21 protein-coding genes are annotated in these 23,119 nt (G+C 44.1%); 11 read left to right on the top strand and 10 right to left on the bottom strand.

All coding sequences use genetic code 11. The annotated features are described in order from the left end of the window. Window positions 1–266: 266 nt before the first annotated feature. Genes K339_RS0130730 through K339_RS0130715 form a run of 4 tightly spaced genes read right to left on the bottom strand, consistent with a single transcriptional unit; the run spans window position 267 to window position 4,770 of the window. Complete coding sequence (locus K339_RS0130730; protein ID WP_064751026.1) at window positions 267–1,124, bottom strand: ABC transporter ATP-binding protein; 858 nt, start codon at window positions 1,122–1,124, stop codon at window positions 267–269. Window positions 1,125–1,183: 59 nt separating this feature from the next. Next, window positions 1,184–1,966: a nitrate ABC transporter permease gene (gene ntrB, locus K339_RS35445; RefSeq protein ID WP_051398383.1), complete on the bottom strand. Its 783-nt coding sequence runs from the start codon at window positions 1,964–1,966 to the stop codon at window positions 1,184–1,186. 16 nt (window positions 1,967–1,982) lie between these two features. Then, the gene (locus K339_RS0130720) at window positions 1,983–3,188 is read right to left on the bottom strand and encodes a CmpA/NrtA family ABC transporter substrate-binding protein (protein WP_028527012.1); all 1,206 of its coding nucleotides are present in this window, start codon (window positions 3,186–3,188) and stop codon (window positions 1,983–1,985) included. Window positions 3,189–3,225: 37 nt separating this feature from the next. Then, entirely contained in the window at window positions 3,226–4,770 is a 1,545-nt protein-coding gene (locus K339_RS0130715; protein WP_084332371.1) for an alginate export family protein, read from the bottom strand. 510 nt (window positions 4,771–5,280) lie between these two features. On the opposite strand from K339_RS0130715, the gene K339_RS0130710 reads away from it, so the two are divergent. The 3 genes from K339_RS0130710 to K339_RS0130700 all read left to right on the top strand — a co-directional run bounded on the left by K339_RS0130710 (window position 5,281) and on the right by K339_RS0130700 (window position 8,061). After that, on the top strand, window positions 5,281–6,555 hold the full coding sequence (locus K339_RS0130710; RefSeq protein ID WP_157607816.1) for an anthranilate phosphoribosyltransferase: 1,275 nt from the start codon (window positions 5,281–5,283) through the stop codon (window positions 6,553–6,555). 75 nt (window positions 6,556–6,630) lie between these two features. After that, on the top strand, window positions 6,631–7,500 hold the full coding sequence (locus K339_RS0130705) for an alpha/beta hydrolase (RefSeq protein ID WP_028527009.1): 870 nt from the start codon (window positions 6,631–6,633) through the stop codon (window positions 7,498–7,500). Between the two features lie 180 nt (window positions 7,501–7,680). Then, a complete protein-coding gene (locus K339_RS0130700) occupies window positions 7,681–8,061 on the top strand; it encodes a hypothetical protein (protein WP_028527008.1) in 381 nt (126 codons plus the stop codon). 288 nt (window positions 8,062–8,349) lie between these two features. Here the strand turns inward: K339_RS0130700 and mnmA are convergent, their stop codons facing one another. Continuing rightward, window positions 8,350–9,456, bottom strand: a complete 1,107-nt coding sequence (gene mnmA, locus K339_RS0130695; protein WP_028527007.1) for a tRNA 2-thiouridine(34) synthase MnmA — start codon at window positions 9,454–9,456, stop codon at window positions 8,350–8,352. Between the two features lie 687 nt (window positions 9,457–10,143). Between mnmA and K339_RS0130690 the strand changes: the two genes are divergently transcribed. The 5 genes from K339_RS0130690 to K339_RS0130670 all read left to right on the top strand — a co-directional run bounded on the left by K339_RS0130690 (window position 10,144) and on the right by K339_RS0130670 (window position 13,431). Continuing rightward, window positions 10,144–10,527, top strand: a complete 384-nt coding sequence (locus K339_RS0130690; RefSeq protein ID WP_028527006.1) for a T9SS type A sorting domain-containing protein — start codon at window positions 10,144–10,146, stop codon at window positions 10,525–10,527. A gap of 20 nt (window positions 10,528–10,547) precedes the next feature. After that, window positions 10,548–10,958: a T9SS type A sorting domain-containing protein gene (locus K339_RS35440; protein WP_051398382.1), complete on the top strand. Its 411-nt coding sequence runs from the start codon at window positions 10,548–10,550 to the stop codon at window positions 10,956–10,958. A gap of 43 nt (window positions 10,959–11,001) precedes the next feature. Continuing rightward, entirely contained in the window at window positions 11,002–11,400 is a 399-nt protein-coding gene (locus tag K339_RS35435) for a T9SS type A sorting domain-containing protein (protein ID WP_051398381.1), read from the top strand. A 191-nt stretch (window positions 11,401–11,591) separates the two neighbouring features. Continuing rightward, window positions 11,592–12,641: a sensor histidine kinase gene (locus K339_RS35430; RefSeq protein WP_084332370.1), complete on the top strand. Its 1,050-nt coding sequence runs from the start codon at window positions 11,592–11,594 to the stop codon at window positions 12,639–12,641. Window positions 12,642–12,675: 34 nt separating this feature from the next. Beyond that, entirely contained in the window at window positions 12,676–13,431 is a 756-nt protein-coding gene (locus tag K339_RS0130670; protein WP_028527005.1) for a LytR/AlgR family response regulator transcription factor, read from the top strand. A gap of 172 nt (window positions 13,432–13,603) precedes the next feature. On the opposite strand, the gene K339_RS36410 is transcribed toward K339_RS0130670, so the two are convergent. The 3 genes from K339_RS36410 to K339_RS0130655 all read right to left on the bottom strand — a co-directional run bounded on the left by K339_RS36410 (window position 13,604) and on the right by K339_RS0130655 (window position 17,385). Further along, window positions 13,604–14,686, bottom strand: a complete 1,083-nt coding sequence (locus K339_RS36410; protein WP_051398379.1) for a hypothetical protein — start codon at window positions 14,684–14,686, stop codon at window positions 13,604–13,606. Window positions 14,687–14,776: 90 nt separating this feature from the next. Continuing rightward, on the bottom strand, window positions 14,777–15,856 hold the full coding sequence (fbaA, locus tag K339_RS0130660) for a class II fructose-bisphosphate aldolase (RefSeq protein WP_028527004.1): 1,080 nt from the start codon (window positions 15,854–15,856) through the stop codon (window positions 14,777–14,779). A 164-nt stretch (window positions 15,857–16,020) separates the two neighbouring features. Next, entirely contained in the window at window positions 16,021–17,385 is a 1,365-nt protein-coding gene (locus tag K339_RS0130655; RefSeq protein ID WP_028527003.1) for a dipeptidase, read from the bottom strand. Window positions 17,386–17,550: 165 nt separating this feature from the next. Here K339_RS0130655 and K339_RS0130650 point away from each other — a divergent pair, with 165 nt between their 5' ends. After that, the gene (locus K339_RS0130650; RefSeq protein ID WP_028527002.1) at window positions 17,551–18,729 is read left to right on the top strand and encodes an ATP-binding protein; all 1,179 of its coding nucleotides are present in this window, start codon (window positions 17,551–17,553) and stop codon (window positions 18,727–18,729) included. 359 nt (window positions 18,730–19,088) lie between these two features. Here K339_RS0130650 and K339_RS36405 read toward each other — a convergent pair whose 3' ends face one another. After that, a complete protein-coding gene (locus K339_RS36405; RefSeq protein ID WP_028527001.1) occupies window positions 19,089–19,802 on the bottom strand; it encodes a hypothetical protein in 714 nt (237 codons plus the stop codon). A 30-nt stretch (window positions 19,803–19,832) separates the two neighbouring features. Beyond that, complete coding sequence (locus tag K339_RS0130640; protein WP_028527000.1) at window positions 19,833–21,272, bottom strand: DASH family cryptochrome; 1,440 nt, start codon at window positions 21,270–21,272, stop codon at window positions 19,833–19,835. 250 nt (window positions 21,273–21,522) lie between these two features. On the opposite strand from K339_RS0130640, the gene K339_RS0130630 reads away from it, so the two are divergent. Next, a complete protein-coding gene (locus K339_RS0130630; RefSeq protein WP_028526999.1) occupies window positions 21,523–21,819 on the top strand; it encodes a hypothetical protein in 297 nt (98 codons plus the stop codon). Window positions 21,820–21,839: 20 nt separating this feature from the next. After that, entirely contained in the window at window positions 21,840–23,105 is a 1,266-nt protein-coding gene (locus K339_RS0130625) for an outer membrane protein assembly factor BamB family protein (protein ID WP_169731918.1), read from the top strand. The last annotated feature ends 14 nt before the right edge of the window (window positions 23,106–23,119 follow it).

Genomic DNA, 23,119 nt, shown 5'->3' with positions numbered 1-23,119 from the left:
TTAAAGACTGTGCTACCTGCATCGGTTGAGCGCCGCCACGCTGCACCGATTTGGTACATCAAACATACAAAATAAGTAATTGTGCTCAAAGTTAAAAATGAGTAATTTTCGGAAAATACTCAATATTCTTTAAAATATTATACTAAATTTCTATAAAATAACAAAATACGATACAAAAAACGAATGTTTTTAAACTTAAATATGGGAATTGGTGATTTTTTTGTTTGTACTCAGTTGGAAACCCAACTGAGTACAAATGCAGCTACTTATTCATCTTCAATCGAAAACTTGTCGAAGAGCAAACTCATTAATTTGTCATGGGTTTCCATGTAAATTGGGTCGTGGACAATCTCCTTTTTGTTGCGTGGACGCGGTAAGGGAATCTCCACAATTTCTTTGATAGTGGCTTCGGGGCCGTTGTTCATCACTACCACGCGGTCAGACAAGAAAATGGCTTCTTCGATGTCGTGCGTTACCATCACGATGGTTTTGTTGCGGTTGTCCAAGTTCCAGAGTTTCAAAAGTTCAATGTGCATCGATCCTTTGGTAAGCGCGTCGAGTGCGCCAAAAGGCTCGTCAAGCAGCAAAATGCTAGGATTGATGGCAAAGGCGCGGGCAATGGCTACGCGTTGTTTCATTCCGCCCGAAAGTTGTCCTGGGAGTTTGTCTTTGTGCGCCCAAAGGTTGACCATTTTAAGGTTTTCCTCAACGATTTCCCGCTTCTCGGCGGCTGTTTTGTCTTTAAAAACGGAGTCCACCGCTTCGTAAATGTTTTTATAAACCGTCAGCCACGGTAGCAACGAATAATTCTGGAAAACGATGCCTCTGTCGGGGCCAGGGCCTTTGACCACTGCGCCGTTGGCGATGACCTGCCCGTTCGTAGGAGCCGTCATGCCCGAAATCGTCCCCATTAACGTGGACTTTCCGCAGCCAGAGTGGCCAATCAGCGCCACGATTTCGCCTTTTTTGATGGTGAGGTCAATGTCCTTGATGGCCGTAAAAACACCTTTGGGGGTTTTGAACGAAACGGTGATGCCTTTTACTTCGATGGAAGCAGGGCGCGACTGAATTTTATGAAACTCACTCGCCGAATCTATGGGGGCGGTAATTGGGTTGGATGTCATGGAAGTAGTGGTTTTGCTCCCCTTTCGCCTTTTAGGAGAAAGGGGTTGGGGGATAGAGGTTAAGAAAAAGCAAAGCGTTTTTGGAGCCAATCGAATCCTTTGTCGAGCAGTAACCCGACGGTGCCAATGATAAGAATCGCCGACAAGATTTTTTCGAGACTGAGGGCGTTCCAGCTATCCCAAACAAAAAAGCCGATGCCAACGCCACCCGAGAGCATTTCGCCTGCCACAATCACCATCCAAGCTACGCCAATGCTGAGGCGTAAACCCGTGATAATGTGGGGTAAAGCGTAGGGGATGATGACTTTGGTGATGTATTTCCAACGAGAAAACCCGAACGCTTTTGCCACGTTTTTATGGTCTTGGGGGATGGAAGCCACGCCAAACGCAGTATTGATCAAAGTGGGCCAAAGGCTTGTTACAAAAATGATGAAAACAGTGGCTCCTTCGGCAGCTTTGAAAGCCAGCAGTCCCAACGGAAACCATGCCAACGGCGAAACAGGACGGAGGATTTGAACAATGGGATTGATGAGGCGAAAAGCTGTTTTGCTTGAACCAATCAGCAACCCAAGTGGAATGGCCAACAGGCTCCCCGCACCAAAACCGCTAAATACGCGAAGAAGAGAGCTGAAGAGCTGATTTCCAATGCCTTTGTCGTTGGGGCCATAGTCGTAAAAAGGGGTAGCGAGCATTTCGCTAAAAACCGTCCAAGTGGACAATGGATTCGGGATTTCGTTGTTGGTCAGTAATGAAACTGTCCACCAAGCACCCAGTAAAAGCGTAGTACTTCCTAAGCCAAACAACAGTGGCAAGTAGGTTTGAAAATTGAGTAGTTTTTTCATGGGGTAAAACAGGGGGCTATTTTTTTGTTGAAGCTAAATACGCACCGACATTGCTAGGGTCAAACGACACATCGTAAGTGGTTTTGAAAGGTTTCATATCGTCGGTCATCACGGGTACTTTGGCCTCACGGGCAACCTCCGCAAACAAATCGTCTAGGATGAGTTTTTCTGCAATTCCTTTAAAATCAGGGTTAGATTTGAGGTAACCAAACCGCACATACTGCGCCATAAACCACATTCCGTGCGATTTGCGCGGGGTGTTTACGTAGCCTTTATTGTAAAAAGTCATGTAATCTTCTTTGTATTTGGCAACGCCCAACTCGCAACCTAAATCGCTTGAGCCTAGCAATCGCGCTTCAATAACAGGCAGGGCTGCATTTACATAAAAGGGTTTGGAGAGCCAACCTGCGGCTTTTTTGCGGTTGCCCATGTTGTCGAGCCATTGGCAGGCTTCCAGAATGGCCTTCATCACGTTTTTGAGGTTTTCGCGTTCTTTTGCCGCAAATGCTTTGTTGACAACCAATGCTTTTTCGGGATGGTGTTTCCAAATATCTTGCGACGCTATTTGGGTAAAACCGATGTTTTGAGAAGCCGCCACGCCGTTCCAAGGTTCGCCCACGCAGTAGCCTTCCATGTTATCGACGCGCATATTGGCGACCATTTGTGGCGGCGGAATGGTGATGATACCAACGCTTTTCTGATTGATACCCGCCGCTGCCATCCAGTTGCGCAGCCAAATATCGTGCGTACCTCCAGGGAAAGTCATGGCAAACGTGACCTCTTTGCGCCCTTGTACTTGTTTTACGGCAGCGTTTACTTTGCCCACCTCTTTGTAGCCGACGAGCCCACAAAAATCTTTGGAAAGGGTAATGGCTTGGCCGTTGTTGTTGAGCACCATCGCAATTTGCATTTCAGAGCCAGCTTTTCCACCCACCCCCGTATAAACCGAGAAAGGCATTCCAAATAGGCAATGAGCGCCGTCGAGTTCGCCATTAAGGACTTTATCGCGGATATTGGCCCAAGAGGCTTCTTTGGTCAAAACGACATCAACGCCGTACTTTTGGAAAAGACCTAGTTCTTTGGCAGCGACCAAAGGTGCGCAGTCGGTGAGGGGAATAAAGCCTAATTTAACTTGGGGAAGGGCGGCTTTGCGCATCGACATACCAGCAAGAAGAACCACGGCTGCACAGGCAGCAAGGAGAAATTTATAACTTAATTTCATTGATTTAGACAGTTAAAATGGAATAGGGAGACTAGGCTTATTGCTTGATAGCCACGGGCTTGGTATAGAAGAAATCAGGACGAATGTTCAACATCAAGTACGCCCAGTTGGCGCTGTGTTTGCTTTTGTCCATCGTGCCCAACTTGGCATATTCGAGGCTATTGGTACCGCTCAAGTGCGAATACCCCAATTCGACGTTGGTAAATTTGTTGAGGTTATAATTGACAATAAAGTCAAATTCATTGCCCAACTGACGCGCAATTTTTCCTCCCGAGGCATCTAGGCCATTTTTCATGTCATTGGCCAACGCAAAATTGTGGAAGTCGAGGGTAAAATAGAGGTTTGGATTGGCGACGTATTTGGTTTTTAGGAAGGCATTGGCCAAGCCACCTGCCGCTGCTCCAGTGCCTACGTAGAAATAATCCATGTAGCCCCAATGGCGGTGCGGTGTGCCATACAATGGGTCGAAACGGTGGTCTTTACCGTCGGGAGATACAGTATTGTTGCCCGAAAGTACTTCATAACCAGGGCCAAACGAGAACTTTCCTTTTTGGATGCTAAAGTTAGCCCCGTAGTGGAAAGCCGTCAGGTCTTGCCCGTCGCGGTTTTTACCACCTTGTTGATACGCAAAGGCTTGCCATGCAATTTTGCCTAATTTAGAAGACGCATTGCCAATTAAACCCGTAAGCATCGCCCCGTAGGTAATGCGACTATTGGTGCCTTCTACGTCGTAGCGGCGGCCATAGACTACGCCGTTGGCGGTGCTACCGAGGCTGTCTATACGGTACTTTTGAAAATCATCTTTGAAGACCAATCCCGAGAATTTTGTCTGTCCAAATTTGCGGCTCAAGTAGAGCATTTGCATTGATTTGAACATCTGGTTTTGTCCGTTGGTACTGAGCGGGGAGGCCAATACGGGAGCGCCCCCTTTGCCCGACGTGGGTATAAAATCGGAAGGAATGGTGACGTACGCCCCTTTGGAATTGGCAACTGTCGTGGGAGCATTGCCAGCGGTATAAAACGTACCCGCCCGACCAAAGGCGTCTGAATTTTGGTTGAAAGCAATGCCAAGGTCGATTTGCCAACCTTTTTTCATGGCTTTCAGTAACGCCATGTCAAAGCGGCGGCCTTGCTGAAGCCAATCGAGGTTGCCAATCAAACGCACATCGTCGTAGATTAACTCCTGACGACCTACTTTGAGGGAAAGATTGTCGAACGCCTTAAATTTAATGGTGGTATCGGCGATGTTGGCCAGTACAATTTCGGCCCACGCTTCGTGGACAAACAACTTAGAACCATCGGCGTTGTTGATAGACGCCGCATCTTGTCCCCATACGCGTACATCCCGTACGTTCATGCCAAACGTAAGCCGATCCCACTTGTAGCCAAAGTTCAAACTGGTTCGTTGGGAGGTAAAAGCGGCGGGTTTTGCGCCGATTTTGGCAAGGTTGCCCAGGCCGTCTCGTACTTCGGTACGGGTTCGTAATTGGCCTTGAAGAGAGATTTGAGAATGAGTAATTCTACTTACCAGTAGAGCAAAAAGAAGTACGCTGCACGATTGGACGTGTAACAATTTTTTCATAATTTTGTAACGTTTTAAGTTAATCCCTAATTTAGAACTACCAATAGCCCCGTCAGAACCGCCATTCTGCGGGGTTTTTCTTTTTCCTTACCACGAGCGTCCGCCAACGCCGTTATAAGTTCACGTAAGAGCATCCGATGTTATTGAGGTGGGTGATTGCTTGTATTCTTAAAAAAATTCAATTTGTCCTTTTTTTCTTTTCTGGGACGACAATTCGCTAAAAAACCTCTTGTGAAAAATATCGTTTGTAAAAAAAAGATTATTGAAAAAGTTTATACATTTACTACTCGGTTTAAGCAAAATAATATTTGTTAGTTGTGCCTGCTTAAAAATTTTACTTAAAGCTAGGTTCAATTTGTATAACTGCCAAATTTTAGTTTCACTTTTTGAGTAAAAAGCTAAAAGTTCTTTATATTTTCAAAAAGTTTCTTTGAAAAAGTACTATTTGAAAATAATAAATTGTGATATTTGATAATATTAGTTTTTAAACTAAGTAATTGATAAGTAATTGTGACAGCAACAGATTTCGCCTTAAAATACAATATAGACACACCTCTTGCGAAAGGAATTCGCCAAGTAGGGATAGGAAAACATGGAAGTAAATCACTTTCTGCCGAACTGGTAGAAGAGTGTTTGACCGAACTTCACCGAGGTGCAGCTAGTCATCTACAAAAAGGCATCTTTTTTGGTGCACTGATGATGAAAGGCCCGACCGAAGCAGAGCTAAAGTTAGAAGAATATATAGGTAAACACGCGTTTAGCAACCCTGTGTTTTTTCTCAATCGACTGTGTCCTGATTTGCCACCTCAGTTGTTTCCAATTGGCGTAAAATTGCTTAACGGACATTCACTACAGGTGTCAGAAGCGCATCAGTTGGGGGATTTTTTGTTTACTAGCGATTGCTGTGAAACTTTTAAAGGAATGGCCGTCAGTATTCTTCGGGTACGGTACGAGACAAACGATGAATACGAAGGTTTGTACGATGCCGTGAAAACTACCTTTACACCTGGGTTTCAACGGCACGTCAAAACCAAATTTCCCATTGTACAACTGGCCGAACCCTTTGATGGCGTGGAACATTCGTACATGATTACGCCGCTGTTGGCTTATTTTTTCCAAGAACGAAATTACAACGCCGTTACGGCACTTGGACGGTCGTCGGGGCCCAAATATGGACTTAATTCCCACGATTTATATTTATATATGGGAAGTTGGTTGCTGGCCGACAACCACGAGTTGCTCGAAATGAATCCTACTTTTGGCTGGGTACTTGACCAAAAATTGCTTTCACCCGCCCTTGATGGTTGGGTTGAACGCCGCCGAACGTCCATAAAACGCCCGTTTTTGGCTACCCTCGAAAAGGTATTAAATCCTTGCGGTGCCCGTATATTGGTGACGTCGGTGTTTCATATTACGTACCAAATGAAAATGGCCGAGTTGGCTTTGATGGCAGGTTTTGACGGCGTGATGGTGCTTAAACGTGGGTTGGAAGGAAGTCTTGCCCCTGCCACATCCAAAGCCAATGGCTTGCTGTGTGCCGTAAGAAATGCCAACGGACATTTGTTTTTTACGCACTTGGAGCACGATTTTCCGATGTTTTCGCAGTTTCGTACGGAAGCCGATGATGTCGTTGCAAACCCCACAGCAGAAGTGAATGCTACGCTCATTCGGAAGTATTTGCACAATGGCCGCACCGATTACCACGATTTTGATAACCGTGTCAATTATGCCAAAACCTTGTATATGCGTGGACTTGACTGGATTGAAAATCAGATTGGGTACTGAGTAAAGTACCCAAAGGGTATAAATAAGAGGAAAGGTGTCTTTTGGGATAAACCAACCACTTAACTCTTGAAGAAAATGAAAAAAGCCTTTTGTATGATTGCCGTTGCTTTGCTGTTGGTAGGGCAAGGAGTTTTTGCGCAGTCAAAAGTATATGATAACCTGAGTTTACCGAGTAAAATCCTCAAAGGCGACCGCAAGTTTGCCATTTATCTTCCTCCCAATTACGAAGCCTCCCAACGAAGCTACCCTGTGTTGTATTTGCTACACGGGGCTGGCGATGACCAAACAGGTTGGGTGCAATTTGGCGAAGTGCAGCACATTGCCGACAAAGCGTTTGCTGAAGGCAAAGCCACGCCGATGATTATTGTGATGCCAGATGCCAACACGGGGCAACGCGGCTACGCCAATGACCCTAAAAACGAATGGCGGTACGAAGATTTTTTCTTTCAAGAATTGATGCCTTACATTGAAAAGAACTACCGAACCAAACCCGAAAAGCGTTTTAGGGCTATTGCTGGTTTGTCGATGGGGGGAGGAGGTACGTTTACGTATGCGCTTCGCCGTCCCGAACTTTTTTCATCGGCTTGTCCTTTAAGTGCTGCCACTGGGCCTATGAATTTGGAAATGACCAAGGCAACTTTAAAACGCGCTAAACCCGAAGTTGAATATACCGATGCAGAAGTGGATGCGTATTACAAACGCCAAAGTGTGCTGGAGCTTATCAACGCTGTGCCAGATGACAAGAAAAAGGCAGTTCGTTGGTATATCGACTGTGGCGACGATGATTTTCTTTATGAAGGTAACTCGTTGGTACACATCGCGATGAAGAAAAAAGAGATTCCGCACGAGTTTCGTATCCATGACGGAGGACATACTTGGACGTATTGGCGCCGTGCCCTGCCCGAAGTGCTAGGCTTTATTTCGGATGCTTTCCATCAATACTAATTAAAAACAAAAAATCCCTTGGCTTTGGCTGAGGGTTTTTTTATTTCCGTTTATCCTTGTTTACTGCCGTTTATAAAAATATTTTACTACAACAAGGTACTATGTATTGCAAAGTATCTTTCATAGCATATATTCGTGGGTAAATTAACAACCATCCATCACGTTTAAAAAAGTAATGCTATGAAAACAACCGTCTTTTTTGCTACATTTTGTATTATCGTAGGGATTGCAAGTCTTCCTTATTTTGTAAAAGAAGCCAATGGTGACAACATAAGTATCAGTGTGAGTGATTCGGACGATATGTATAAGGTATCGGCAGATTATCCCAAAGACAAAGCAAGGAACGTTCAAAAGTGTTTGGATAAATGCCTTGACCCGTCGGGGATGTCATTTGTGAACGCCGAAATCGACGGTGACATTAACCCTGGAAATGACATGTTTTTTTACATCAAATCATCTCCTGGGAAGTTGAGAATCAAATTTGACAAACGGAAAAACTCTGCAAGCTCACTACGAAAAATGAAACAACTAGGAGAAGAGATTAAGAACGCAGTACGCTAATAAAAATGAATGTCGAGTGCAGAATGTCAAGAACAGAGTGTCGAGGGTAGAATGCAGAATGTCGAATAAAAATCCATTCGACACTCTGCACTCGACGTTCGACATTCAATTCGACATTTAACTCGACATTCTGCACTCGACGTTCGACATTTAACTCGATATTCTGCACTCGACGTTTGACATTAAATTCGACACTCTGCACTCGACGTTTGACATTAAATTCGACATTCTGCCCTCGACGTTCGACATTCGATTCGATATTCTGCCCTCGACGTTCGACATTAAAAACTATTCTTCTTTGAAGCTTTTGCTGATCCAGCCTCCGCCTACCACGTCGTCGCCTTCGTAGAAAACCGCCGCTTGTCCTGGAGCGATGGCGCTTACCGATTCGTGGAAACGAACCTTGATACGGTCGTCTTCGACTTGGGTAATGAGGGCAGGAGCACCGTCGTGTTTGTACCGAACTTTCGTAACTGTCTCGATGGGAGACTCAATGCGCGCGTATTTCTGAAGGTTCAGTTTTGAAACAAACATCCCGTTACGCTCAAGTTCTTTGTCGCGACCTAACACCACTTCATTGGTATCTTTACGAATTTCAGTAACAAAAATAGGATACCCCAACGCAATGCCTAAACCTTTGCGCTGCCCAATGGTATAGAAAGGGTAGCCTTCATGTTTGCCAACCACGGTTCCGTCTTGGAGCACGTAATTTCCGCCCGCTACTTGTCCTTCGAGTTCGGGCAAGCGGCGTTTGAGGAAACCACGGTAGTCGTTGTCGGGCACAAAACAGATTTCGTAGCTTTCCGATTTATTGACCAAATCCATGAAACCACGCTCTTTGGCCATTTCACGGATTTCGCTTTTGTGCAAATTCCCCAAAGGCAACTTTGTACGGGCCAAGCTCTCTTGCGATACGCCCCAAAGCACGTAACTCTGGTCTTTCCAAGCGTCGATGCCTTTTGATACCACAAAGCGATTGTTTTCTTCGCGCAGGTTGGCGTAGTGGCCCGTGGCAATAAACTCACAATCGAGGCGGTCGGCGCGGCGTAGAAGCGCATCCCATTTGATGTGGGTGTTACACAACACGCAAGGGTTGGGCGTGCGTCCTTCCAAATATTCGCCCGTAAAGTGATCGATGACATAATCACCAAATTCGTTACGAATATCTAATATATAATGAGGAAAGCCCAGCTCGACGGCAATGGTACGGGCGTCGTTGATGGAGTCGAGCGAGCAGCAGCCTGTTTCTTTTTTGGTGCCGCCGCTGCTGGCATAATCCCACGTTTTCATGGTCATGCCAATTACTTCGTAGCCTTGTTCGTGTAATAAGACAGATGCGAGAGAACTGTCGATGCCGCCACTCATGGCGACCAAAATACGTCCGTGTTTGCTCATGTGTCGTTTCTAAACGGATTCAAAGTCCGCCGAATTAGTTGAAAAAAATATTGTGGCTGCAAAAATAGCCATGAAATTTGTAACGAAGGTAGGTGGGTTAAAGTTCTTTTTCGGACGACTTGTAAGATATTTTAAACGTTTCATCCCCCGAAAAGGATGATTTAACACATTTTTATTCTTGGATGCAACCTTCCGTTATACATTTGCATCATTAGAGTGCGTTAACAACCAGAAGGGCTCATTGAAATTATTGAATGACAGCATAAACAAAGCGAAGTGTCCGCTATTGCAATTTAAAATGTTCGGAAACGGACAAATTTAAAATAGTTAAAATTTTGTAACTCATTGATAGTCAATAATATAAAATAAGTGACATAACTGGCACAACCTTTGAAAGTAAATAATTACAACAGCGATGTAACCTTTTGAACGATAGACAGTATTTAATAACAGCCATCAAGATTTTTTTTTTACAGCCATGAAGACAAGTAAATCATTCACTCAGTTTTTCCCAGATACATAACAAAACAGGCATTTGCCACCCATCCTTTTTAAGTACCGCTTGTGTACTTTGTATTGCAAGGTACTAAACAAAACAAGCATCTTTGTAACGTCAATAAGACAAACAGCCATTGAAAATCAAATTTTAATCATACACAACACAGCCAATTTTAAATTTCCAAAACCATGAAAACTTTCGTAACAACCCTCGTTTGCGCTTTAGCGCTTGGTTCAACTGCCACTTTTGCTTCTGATCCAACAGAAGATAAAAAAGCGAAACCGATTCAAATCGGCGTATTTACTACAAAGGAAGCCAAGATTCAGATGGCGGTGCGTAAAGGACAGGGCGAAAAAGCCGTTATCACCCTCCGCGATGCCAAACAAAACATCTTGCACGAAGATGTAATGAGCAAAAAGTCAGAAAAGTACGATGCGCGTTTTGACGTAAGTCAGCTCGAAGAAGGTGAATACACCTTAGAAGTAACTTCAGGGAAAGACAAAATCCAGAAAAAAGTGTCAATCCAGTCTGCCAAACAAGAGGCAGTTCGTAATGTAAAACTCAATAAGTAACAGCCATTTAATCCACTGCCATGAAATTCTTATCAAACATTTTTTTAGGGGGGCTCCTCCTGACAGCATCTACTGTGGCTTTTGCAAGTCCAAGGGTCGGGGAAAAAAAAGTTAGTCGGGTGTCGGACAATCGAACAGGAGTAACTTTTGAAACCAGTGCGTTTGTAACGAAGGATGCGGCCATACGCTTGGCCGTGAAAAAAAATGCGCCAGAGCGCGTATATATTACGCTACGGGATGCTAAAAACGTCATTTTGTACCGTGAAACAATCACCCAAAACGAAATGTCGTACGCCGCTAAAATTAACGTCAATGATTTGTCAGACGGTAATTACAAGCTCGAAATTGCCACCAACCAAGACCGCGTTGTCAAACACCTCCATTTGACTTCACCAAAGTCGGAGACCGAACGCGTTATTTCAGTAAATTAATTTTTTTCTTTCATAATCACAGCCAATTTAAAACAGTCAAACCATGAAAACGTTCATCAAATCAATTGCTTGCGCTTTGGCGCTTACTTCTACGGTAGCTTTTGCTCACCCTACAAAAGAAGAAAAAGCAGCTTCAAACACGCGTCCAGTTGCGGTATTTGAAAGCAGTGCTTACGTAACCAACGATGCCCAAATTAAAGTAGCCATTAAGAAAAATAAAGCCGAAAAGGTATTTCTTACGCTCAAAGACGCACAAGGGGATGTGCTTTACAAACAAACTGTTGGTAAAAACGAGATGAATTACTCGGCCAAATTCAACATCAATGAGTTGGCAGACGGTGTGTATAACTTGGAGATTGAGGCAGGCGAAAACCGTGTAGTAAAGCAATTGAATGTAGTGTCCAAAAAAATTGAAATCGAACGGAAAGTGACGGTTCAGTAACAAATAGGAGTGTTAAGTGTGCGCATCGGGTGATGCTGAGTAGGGTTCCTACTTAGTATCACCCGTTTTTTGTTGACTCCTTGGTTCAGACAGTTCACACCGCACATCCGACGGGTCGTCGCAGATGTGTGTGGTACAATTTACGGGATGTTGTAGTTTTGATACTAAATAATTCCTTTACTTTGGCTTTTATGAATGGGAGAAAAACACCGATGAAGTTTGCCATTAACCGAACAGACGCTATTAGCTGGTCGATTTCGGCAGCGTTGATTTTACTCTTGAATACAAACCTCAAAACAGGTGCGGTAAACTGGACGTGGACACTACTTATTTTTGCATCAGCCCTGACGATTAGTCGTATCCAAGAATACTTGATGCCGTTGTTGATGCGCCGTGCGGCCAACTGGCCCGTGCAGCGGATGCTGGGCGCCTATGTACTGGTATGTGTGCTGGTGGCAACCCTCATTAGCACGTTGGTGTTGATTATCATTCAATTGGTAAAAAAAGAAGCATTTCCCGCCCGAGTCTATGTCTCAAGCGGCCTGACGTACGTCTTGATGACCATTGCTTTTACGTCGGTATATGTGATTCAGCAGTTGACCGACCGCTGGAAAAAATCGCTACTTCAGCAAGAACAACTCAATCAGGCGCTGCTTAGGGCGGAATACGACGCCCTCAAAAATCAAGTAAATCCCCATTTTTTGTTTAATTCGCTCAATATCCTGAGTGCGCTTATTCCCGAAGACCCCGAAAATGCGGTGAATTTGGTCGAAAGGCTTTCTAAAGTGTTTCGCTACAATTTACAAAACAACGACCGCGTGACGGTAGAGTTGGGAACGGAGCTTAAAATCGTGGAGGCATATTTGTTTATTCATAAAATGCGTTTTGGGGAAAATTTACAATATGATTTGTCAGTTGATAAAGCAGATGGAACCCGTTCGATTGTCACCCAAGGGCTGTTGACGTTGGTGGAAAATGCGTTGAAACACAATGAATGTTCGAGCGAAAAGCCTTTGACCATTTCGTTGTTTGTCGATGGTGACCGTGCAGTGGTTCGAAATACGTTTCAGCCCAAAAACAAGCAATTTTTGGAATCAACGGGCATTGGATTAAGCAACCTGAAAAGTCGCTATAAGCTCGTTACATCCGCACCCGTTGAGGTGAAAGAAACTGCTGACTTTTTTGAAGTAAGTATTCCCTTTTGTAGTGCCTCTGGCTTCAGTACTTCTGGTTCCGTATAACCAGAAGAAAAGTATAACTTAAACGCTTTCAGCAATGAATATTGTGATTTTAGAAGATGAGCCTTTGGCGGCCAAGCGATTGGAAGCACTCGTCAAGTCTATCGAACCCCAAGCGGTTATTTTGGCTAAACTGGAAAGTGTGCGAACTGCGGCAAAATGGTTGAACGAAAACCCGCAGCCCGACTTGATTTTAATGGATATTCAACTCGCCGACGGTCTGTCGTTTGAGTTGTTTCAACAGGTCGATATAACGGCGCCGATCATTTTCACGACGGCTTATGACGAATATGCCATTCGAGCGTTTAAGGTAAATAGCGTCGATTATTTGTTAAAACCGATTGAAAAAGATGAATTGGAGGCCGCTTTTGAGAAATTTAATCAACAGCAAGCGGCAAATTCTCAGGACAAAATCGGGAAAGTGTTAGAGGCCATGTTGAGCCAACGTACCGACTGGAAGTCGCGTTTTTTGTTGAAAGCAGGTGCGAGATTCGACGTGGTAGAAGTACCCGAAGTGGCGTATTTGTATGCGGAAGACAAAGTGGTGTTTTTGGTCACCAAAGAGCAAAAGAAATACTTCGTGGACGATACATTGGATGAATTGGAGCAAAAGCTAAATCCGAAACAGTTTTTTAGACTCAATCGGAAATATTTGAGCCAAATTTCGGCCATTGAGCGCATTGAGCCGCATTTTAATGGGCGATTAAAAATCAAACTTCGCCACCGTGATGATGATGAAATCTACGTGAGCCGCGAAAAAGCAGAGAATTTTAAAAAATGGCTAGATGCCTAAAAACTTGCCAAGTTTTATTGTGTCGGAGTAGAAACTTGGCAAGTTTCGTTTGAGTCTGAGTAAAAACTTGCCAAGTTTGATTGTGTTAGAGTAGAAACTTGGCAAGTTTCGTTTGAGTCTGAGTAAAAACTTGCCAAGTTTGATTGTGTCGGAGTAAAACTTGCCAAGTTTGCTAGTTCATTAATTTTGATTTGATCCACCAGCTAATCTCTTGTTGCGGGTAGGTGGTTTTCCAAATATAATTCACCATGTCGTTGGCACTTGCAGTACGATAGGTAAACTCGACAACCCGCATGACGTCCGTGTGGTGCACTGCCACGTCAAAATCGGGGGCCAATGTCATTTGAATATCGCGGAATGGTACGTAAATCTCCAATTTGGCGCACACGTACTGGTCGCGTTCTACGTCGTAAGCCACCACGCGCCCGTCAGATAAGACAAGCATAAGTGGGCAGTGGAATAGTTGTTCGTAGAGAGAATTGAAATAATGCCAACCAAAGAAAAGATAAACTTTGCGTTGGAAACTAATTTCTACCATTTGCAGGGCGTGTTCAAGCGCGTAAGTGCGGTTCTTGATGTGGTCGGCCCAGTTGGGAAGTTTATGCGGGTCGATGTGGCGAAGCCAGCGGCGACTTTGCCAATCGTAAATTTCGGGTTTTCCGATTCGAAGCTTATAATCGTAAATGGAAGGCCGTTCGTGAACGTAACCAGGATAATACCACTGGCGCTCGGTCGATTTGGCATATTCCATTTCGAGAAGCATGGTATAAATCCCCAAACTGTACGAAGAATAACCTGGGTCAAACAGCCCCAGCAGACTCATTAGGCTGTTGTGGCCTTGGTCAAAGTAGCTGATAGCAATCAGGCGGTCTTCGTCATAAATGTCGATTTCGTAGGTTTCGAAGCGTGGTGTAAGTACCAAAAATTCTTCCAAAGAATTACTCAAAAAACTTCTGAACCGACGCTGGTGTTGGTGGAATAGTTCTTCTTTTTCGCGGGTGATGGTCGCCTTGCGAATTTCGTGCCGAAAAAGCTTTCCGTTCTTATTCAGTAGTTTTCTCATGCGCTTCGAATGCTCATGTTCCGCGAGGTTGATACGGATATTGATGGGGGAGCATATATCGTTATCGAAGCACGTTACCTTTGCTCTAAATAGCATATTTACAGTCCGAAACCAGCCTGATGCGAGGTAGCGGTCGAGGCGTTTGGGCGAGAGCTGATGGGGTAGGTAGTACTGAAGTATGGCGTCGTTCATGCACTAAAAATAAATGAAAAAAGGGGTAAAATGAAAAAGCGGTGAAAATTTTATTTTCACCGCTTTTCTAGTGCAAAAATCACGCCGAAATTATCCCAAACGGTTGATACAATTTAGGTCTTCAAAAGCAACTGCAAGGCGGTCAACCATGCTTTCTTCGCCTTTACGAAGCCATACGCGTGGGTCATAATATTTTTTGTTCGGAGAATCTGAGCCTTCTGGGTTACCCAACTGTGACTGCAAGTATCCTTCTTTTGATTTGTAATATTTCAAGACACCTTCCCAAGTTGACCACTGCATATCGGTGTCAATGTTCATCTTGATAGCGCCGTATTGGATGGCTTCGCGGATTTCTTCGCGGCTACTTCCCGAACCTCCGTGGAAGACGAAATTTACTGGAAGTGGGCCTGTCCCGAATTTTTCTTGGATATAGTCTTGAGAATTTTTCAAGATAATTGGGGCCAATTTTACGTTACCTGGCTTATACACGCCGTGTACGTTTCCGAAGGCTGCCGCAATGGTAAATTTGTCCGAAATTTTGCTCAACTCTTCGTACGCATACGCTACTTCCGAAGGCTGAGTATATAGTTTTGAGCTATCTACGTCGGTGTTATCCACGCCATCTTCTTCGCCACCCGTTACGCCTAGTTCGATTTCAAGCGTCATTCCAAGTTTTGACATACGCTCAAAATATTTTGAGCAGATTTCGATGTTTTCTTCGATAGGCTCTTCTGACAAGTCAATCATGTGTGAGCTAAACAAAGGCTTACCATGTTGGTCAAAATATTTTTCGCCTGCATCCAACAAACCGTCAATCCAAGGAAGTAATTTTTTTGCGCAGTGGTCGGTGTGCAAAATTACTGGAACACCATACAACTCAGCCATTTGGTGAACGTGCATTGCACCTGAGATTGAGCCCGCAATGGCAGCTTGTTGGTTCGCGTTTGAAATGCTCTTTCCTGCGTAGAAAATCCCACCGCCGTTTGAGAATTGGACGATGACAGGCGAGTTTACTTTTTTCGCTGTTTCAAGAACTGCATTGATGGAGTTGGTACCTACTACGTTGACAGCAGGAAGGGCGTAGTCATTTTGGTTGGCATGACGAAAAAGTTCGCTCACACCATCTCCTGTTACGACGCCCGCTTTGAAGAGGCTTGAAGTTTCGCTCATAGGAAAAATAATCTTTTTTAAAGGAAATGTTTAATTTTTACGGTGGGTTTCCCGACTAACGAGTGTTAGCGATGCAAAATAGGGAATTTTTAACGAAAAACCCTGATGTAGGGCTTCATTTAAGAAACCCTACTCGTAGCGACAGGGAGAATTATTGATACCAATTACCGTTTCAATTCAGCATAATGCTTGAAAAACAACGGGATGGTTTCAATGCCTTTGTAAAAATTGAACAAACCGTAGCTTTCATTAGGCGAGTGAAGGGCATCAATGTCAAGCCCGAAGCCCATCAAAATAGACTTTAAACCCAACTCTTGTTCAAACAACGCCACAATCGGAATACTTCCGCCGCCGCGCGTAGGCACGGGTTGTTTTCCGCCCCATGCTTCTTTCATCGCAAGTTCTGCGGCACGGTATTCGACCGAGTCAACGGGGGTAACGTATGGGAGGCCGCCGTGGTGGGGTTTGATGATCACTTTGACCGACGGTGGCGCAATCGACAAGAAATGTTGGGTAAACAACTCCAAAATTTCGTCGTTGTGTTGGTCGGGTACGAGGCGCATACTGATTTTGGCGTAAGCTTTAGAAGGCAGCACCGTTTTGGCACCTTCTCCAATATATCCTCCCCAAATCCCATTCACATCAAGGGTAGGACGGATGCCTGTACGCTCGATGGTGGTATATCCCGTTTCGCCCTCAATTTCGTCGATGGCCAAGTCACGCTTGTATTCGTCCAAATCAAACGGCGCTTCGTTGAGCGCGGTGCGTTGGTCGGCGCTTAGTTCTTGTACTTTGTCATAAAACCCAGGAATCGTAATGTGGTTGTTTTCGTCTTTCAACGACGCAATCATTTCGCACAATACATTAATTGGGTTGGCTACGGCACCACCATACACGCCCGAGTGGAGGTCGCGATTGGCACCCGTTACTTCTACTTCGAGGTAAGTCAGGCCGCGCAATCCTACTTCAATGGAAGGCGTATCGTTGGCGATGATGCTGGTATCGGAAATGAGGATGACGTCGGCTTTGAGTTTTTCTTTGTTTTCTCTCACAAACGTTCCGAGGTGGTCAGAGCCCACTTCTTCTTCTCCCTCAATCATGATTTTGACGTTGCAGGTCAGCGTGCCCGTTTCCACCATTGTTTCTAGGGCTTTGATGTGCATGTAAAACTGTCCTTTGTCGTCGCAAGCACCACGGGCATAAATCCGCTCGTTTTTGATGACGGGTTCAAACGGCGGCGAGTCCCAAAGCTCGTAAGGGTCGGCAGGCTGCACGTCGTAGTGGCCATAGATTAGCACGGTTGGGAGCGCGGGGTCAATGATTTTTTCACCATAAACGACTGGGTGGCCAGGGGTTTCGTGGATTTCGGCGAGGTCGGCACCTGCTTTCAAAATGGCCTCTTTGACTGCTTCGGCGCAACGGCGTACGTCGTCTTTGAATTTAGGATCTGCACTGACCGATGGAATGCGGAGCAAGTCGAGCAACTCGCTCAAAAATCTATCTTTGTTGGCTTCGATGTAGTTTGTCATCTTTTGGAATATAACGTTCTTGTTTGTTGGAATCCCTTTGCCCCAAAGTTAGTGCGGTAAACGGATTTTCTTGAGTTATTCTTGGTAAAAAATAATCTTTGTGAATAAATAAACAGACAATTCTAAAATGAAATTTTAATTTTGTCTGTTTATTTAGAAAAAACTATGATTACAAGAAGCATTTATACAGAAGTGACGGAGGCATTGGCTTACCTACCAAGCATTGCCATTTTGGGGCCTCGGCAGGTTGGAAAGACTACTTTTGTAAAATCGCTGATTCGTGAAATCAACCGACCAAGCATTTATTTAGATTTAGAGTATTTTGCCGACTATGCGAAACTTCAAACAGCGCCCGATTTGTACCTTGAAGAACATGAGGACAAAGTCGTGGTGTTAGATGAGATTCAACGAATGCCAGAATTATTTCCGTTGTTACGCTCGATGATTGATAGGAATCGGCGTCCAGGCCGATTTATTCTATTGGGGTCGGCTTCACCCGATTTGTTAAGACAGAGCTCCGAATCACTCGCTGGACGAATACTTTATCTGGAAATGGCTCCCTTACATCTTCGGGAGGTAGTTCATGCGGGAATTAGGTACCAAGATCATTGGTTCAGAGGAGGATTTCCTGACGCGTTATTGGCACCCAATGACAAAGCAATGGAATTATGGTTTAGAGGGTTTATTCAGACTTATGTTGAACGAGATTTGCCTGCTTTAGGATTGACTGCGACGCCTGTCACAGTTCGAAATTTATTAAGTATGCTGACTAGCGTGCAAGGTGGGCTGTTGACATATACTGATTTGGCTAATTCGTTGAATATCACACTTCCTACGGTAAAAACCTATGTTGATTTTCTAGAATCTGCTTTTTTAATCCGTCGTTTGTACCCATATTCTGTTAATATAAGCAAACGTCTAGTGAAATCGCCAAAGCTTTTTTTTACAGATACAGGTATGTTGCACTACCTAATGGGCATACGAAATTTTGAAGGGTTGTTGGGAAATATAGCCTTGGGTGGTTCATGGGAAGGGTACGTTATCCAGCAAATAATAGCTAATCTTCGCTCCGACGTTGAGCCCTACTTTTATCGTACGAAGGATAAAGCAGAAGTAGATTTAGTGTTGGTACAAAACACCAAAGTAAAAGTAGCAATTGAAATAAAATATGGTAACCTTCCAACGCTTTCAAGGGGTAATACCGTGGCGATGGATGATTTGCAGGCAAATCAAAATTTGGTAATTACGCCACAAGCAGATGATTTTTGGTTAAGGAATAATCTTAGGGTTTGTAACATTTCCACTGTGTGGAAGTATTTGGCAGAAGAGGGAGTATTAGCCTAAAAATATACCCCAAGGTTAGTGTGGTAAACGGATTTTCTTGAGTTATTCTTGGTAAAAAATAAACGAGGCTGTCTCAAAAGTTTTTGTCACCAAATTATCTTCGGCACCTATTCAACCTCACGGCAGCGGCCGACCGTCCCCTAAATCCCCCTCTCCTTTCTGGAGATGGGGACTTTTAGAGCCCTTCTCCAGAAAGGATAAGGGTTGGGATGAGGTTAAAACCAAAGAATATTTTGTAACCTGTTACTTTTGAGATAGCCTCGTTTATTCGTAAAAATGCTCAAATTTTTGCGGTATGTTGGACTTTTGCCGCTTCCAAACTTGTTATTCGTAGCTTTGTATTTTACCCCTTAAATTGATTACTGGCATTCAAACGTATATTCATAGACGTTTTTAGAAAATTCCGTCCAGCGGATTTTTTCTCCCACCTTTGTGAGCAAAGTAGGGCAGCTCGAATAAAGCACTTTGTATTCGTCGTCGTAGTCTTTCTTTTTGAGTTTTTGGGCTACGTTGTCACCTACCTGTACGTAGTACGATTTGTCGTCGCCACCCGCCATGGTCATGCCTCCAAAACCGACCCGCATGGTTTCGGCTGCAAAAGGATCGTGAAATACCTTGATTTTGCTGTTAAAACCTGGGTTAAGAAGTTGCATCAAAAGCATTTCTTGGTCTTTTTTGATGGCTACTTTGGCCTTTTCAAAATAGGCGTACCCTTTTTTGATGATTTCACTGTCGATGTAGGTTGCGTCCCATTTCTTTACTTTTGTCCCCACGTCCATGTTGGTCGAAAATTTAGAAAAACCACTGGGCATCAAGTACATCGACTTGATTTTGTCGGGCGTAAACTTCCATTTTTTGCCGTTGGCATCTTTAATTGTTACTTCTTCAATTAAACCTTTGCGGCGGTCTAGGTCTTCGAGCGTACCTTCGATTTTAGTGCCGTCTTCAAGGGTTAAGTAGGAAGTTTCTTTGCCCGAAAAACGATCATACGCAGGAATAAAATCCTGCGAATAAGTCGCAATTGAAGTCAAAATTGTTGTTCCTGCAGTAAGTAGATAGCGTCTGATAGTCATCGTATTATGGTTGAGTTGAAAGAAAAGTGGTTACTTTTTTAACCACTTGTTGCCATTAACGATGGGGTGGGGGTAATCATTGCCGAGCTGTACCCCAAAAGTTTGTTGTTCGGCAGGGCTGAGGTTCCAAACTTGGTGGATTTTGGTTGCGGGAACGTTGGCAAATGTGGGAAGCCAGGTCTTGACGTACTCACCTTTCTCGTCGTAGCGCGTAGCTTGGGTGTGAATGTTGAAATAGCGATTTTCGCGCGGGTCGTTGCCCACACCAGCCACATAATTCCAGTTGCCCCAGTTGCTACATACGTCATAATCAATGAGTTGGCTTTCAAAATAAGCCGCTCCCCATGTCCAGTTAAGGTGTAAATCTTTGGCCAAAAAACTAGCCACATTTTGGCGTCCACGGTTCGACATAAAGCCTGTCAATTGCAACTCACGCATGTTGGCATCTACAAAAGGAACGCCCGTTTGTCCGTTGAGCCATTTTTGGAAAAGCTCGTGGTTATTTTCCCATTTTTGCAAAATATTGTGTTGAATACCAGCGACTTTGAAGATACGAGAGCCAAATTTTAGGGTAATAAAACGGAAATAATCACGCCAAAGTAACTCAAAAACGAGCCAATAAGTCGATTCGTTGGCGCCGCGCTGGGCTTCGTAGCGTTTCACTTCTTCGTAGATGTGACGTGGCGAAACGCAACCGTAGGTCAACCAAGCCGAAAATTTGGACGAATAGTCTTCGCCAAGCAAACCGTTGCGGGTCTCTTTATAGACTTTGAGGTGATCGGTATCCCAAAAATAATTCTGTAATCGACGCAAACCTTCTGTTTCTCCTCCGTGAAAAGTAAGCACGCCACGGGCGTCAGAAACGGGGAGGCTCGAAAAGAGAATCAGCTCGTAGATTTCGGGAATCTTTCCAATTTCAATTCCTTCAGGAAGACGAACGGCCGCAGGCGCTGGAAACGTCGGGCGTATTTTCGACTGTTTTTCGACAGCTTTGCGAAACTCCGTAAACGTATCAGGAATACGCGAAACCCAAAACGGCAGGTCGCGGGGGTGATAGAGCGTAGATTGCCAAAATACCTCAAACTCAACGTTGTCAACCTTGAGTTTTTTGGAAAGTGCCGTTTCGATGTCGGCTTCCTCTTGGGCTGCTTCTTTGCTTGTATAAATCGCTTCGGCGGCATACTCACGGGCCAATTCGCTCAGAATAAGCTCTGGTTTTCCCGTACGAATGACCAAGTTACCGCCTTTTTTGCGGAGGTTATCTTGCAAGTTTTGGACGGATTCGAGCAGGAATTTTGCCCGAAATGTGCCCGTTTTGGGAAATCCTAGGCGGTCGAGTTGCTGAAACTGACGCGTATCAAAGACATACACAGGAATCACTTCTTCGGCGTCTTGGGTCGCTTTGAAAAACCCTTCGTTATCGTGTAAACGTAAATCGTTTCGGAACCAATAAATAATGCGTTTGGGCATAAGACAAATCGGATAATCGTTCTATTGTTCAAAACTACACTTTCGGCAGTAGGTTTTGAAAAAAGACGACATTTTTTTACCGTTTAATCAAAAGTACAACTACTACTTGCGTTTGCCTAAAAAAGCTTCTAGCTTGCCAATAATTACCCTGTTTTACCCTGCTTTTGAGAAAATAACTTGAAAATAAAGCCTAAAAAAGGCTTGAATATGAAGTATTTGTCTAAAAATCAGTACATTAAAACAGCTATATATGACTTTATTTAACTCATTTCCTAACCACTCCATTAATGCCTTTGTAAGGGTATTATCTAACATTGAGCCAACGCACGACGTAACGATGTTTGCTCGTGACCAAACCGACGGCCTTGTACCGCGCCGCTCACAGATAGCCGAAAATACGACGTGGTCGTCGAATGCTGAAATTCGAGAATTAGCGGGGAATAATCATCAGGAGATGAGACGGAGTCTTGTATCACGGAATGAGTTAAATAGAGCTTTTGATGCAGGCACTCAGTTTGGCAATAGCTTTTTTATTCCACGCCGATGAAATGGCTGAATGTACTAATCATGGTTACACTAATAGGTGTAACCATGACTTCCTGCAAGGAGCGGATTAACCTTGAAAAAGTGGACGAAAACGGGGTAGTTTTTCAGAAAAAACCAATTTGGAAAGTACCTACCAGTAGCGATGGCATAAACCCTGCTAATGGTGTAATAGGAAATATCTTTATCCAAAATGCTTTATTAAGTACTTTCAACGAAAATTCTGCTTCATTAGCCAATCATCTTTGCTTACAAAATACTGAAACAGGAGAATGTAAATGGCGTTGGCGCGATGTCATCAGACCAACCGAGGAAATTATGTTACATAATTATCAAGGTCACGAGGTTTATCAATACCAAAACCTTTTACTGTATCAGTATGGCCCACGTAATTATTGTATTAATGTGGAGACTGGCACGACTGTCTGGAAAAAAACGACTGGATATTCGGGGGTAGGGTTATGTTACGGCTTAGGGGCGCAGTACTTTACATTTGGTACTCCCATAGAGTTATATAAAGGCATTTGGGAACAATTCATTTATCGGGGGGATGTTCTAACAGGTAAGGAGGAAAAAATACTAATGCCCAATTACAGCCGTAAACATGTTGGACTGGGGATTACGCCGTTTCATGTGGGGTCTATCAATGACGTTCGTCCAGTAGTAGAAGGAAAAGATACATTATTGTTGATTACCTATACTGAACTTGGTTCTGAACGGAATGAATATGAGGCATATTTATCACTCTATAATCTCACGCAACAGAAGTGGTTATATGACCGTAAATCGTTGTGGGGGGGGCGAAAGGTAGGTGTTCTGAACGGAGCAGTTCGTTTGCGGGGTGATAAAATGTACACTATTACCAGTAACGAGGTGGTATGTCACAACTGGCGTACAGGAGACCGCGTATGGATTAAAGTATTGCCAAGCTTTGCAGAGATACAGGGAATATTTGAAGATCGCTACATGGTTTTGTATGATAGTATGAGTACACTTTACTGCGTAGATGCCGATACGGGGGAGCAGATTTGGAAACTTCCCAACGAAACACTTTCCTACACAAGCTCGTACTATGCTGGGGGGATTTTGTATTATCTTTCTAAGGGGCGGCTGCGTGCACGTGAGCTGAAAACCACCAAATTGTTGTGGGATATTCCCTCTGACACCGATGGAAAGTTAGACGGTCACTTTTGGGTTTTTGTAACGGGTTTGCCAGGCAAAGACGGTGAAAAGGGGCGAATATTTACCCGTACGGGCTATCATACGTATTGTTTTGAGGCGATTAAGTAAAATCTATAACTAAC

The sequence above is a fragment of the Runella limosa DSM 17973 genome (assembly GCF_000482465.1).
GTDB classification, from domain to species: domain Bacteria; phylum Bacteroidota; class Bacteroidia; order Cytophagales; family Spirosomataceae; genus Runella; species Runella limosa.
Note: the sequence above shows the minus strand (reverse complement) of the source record. Positions and strands in the feature narration are given on the sequence as shown.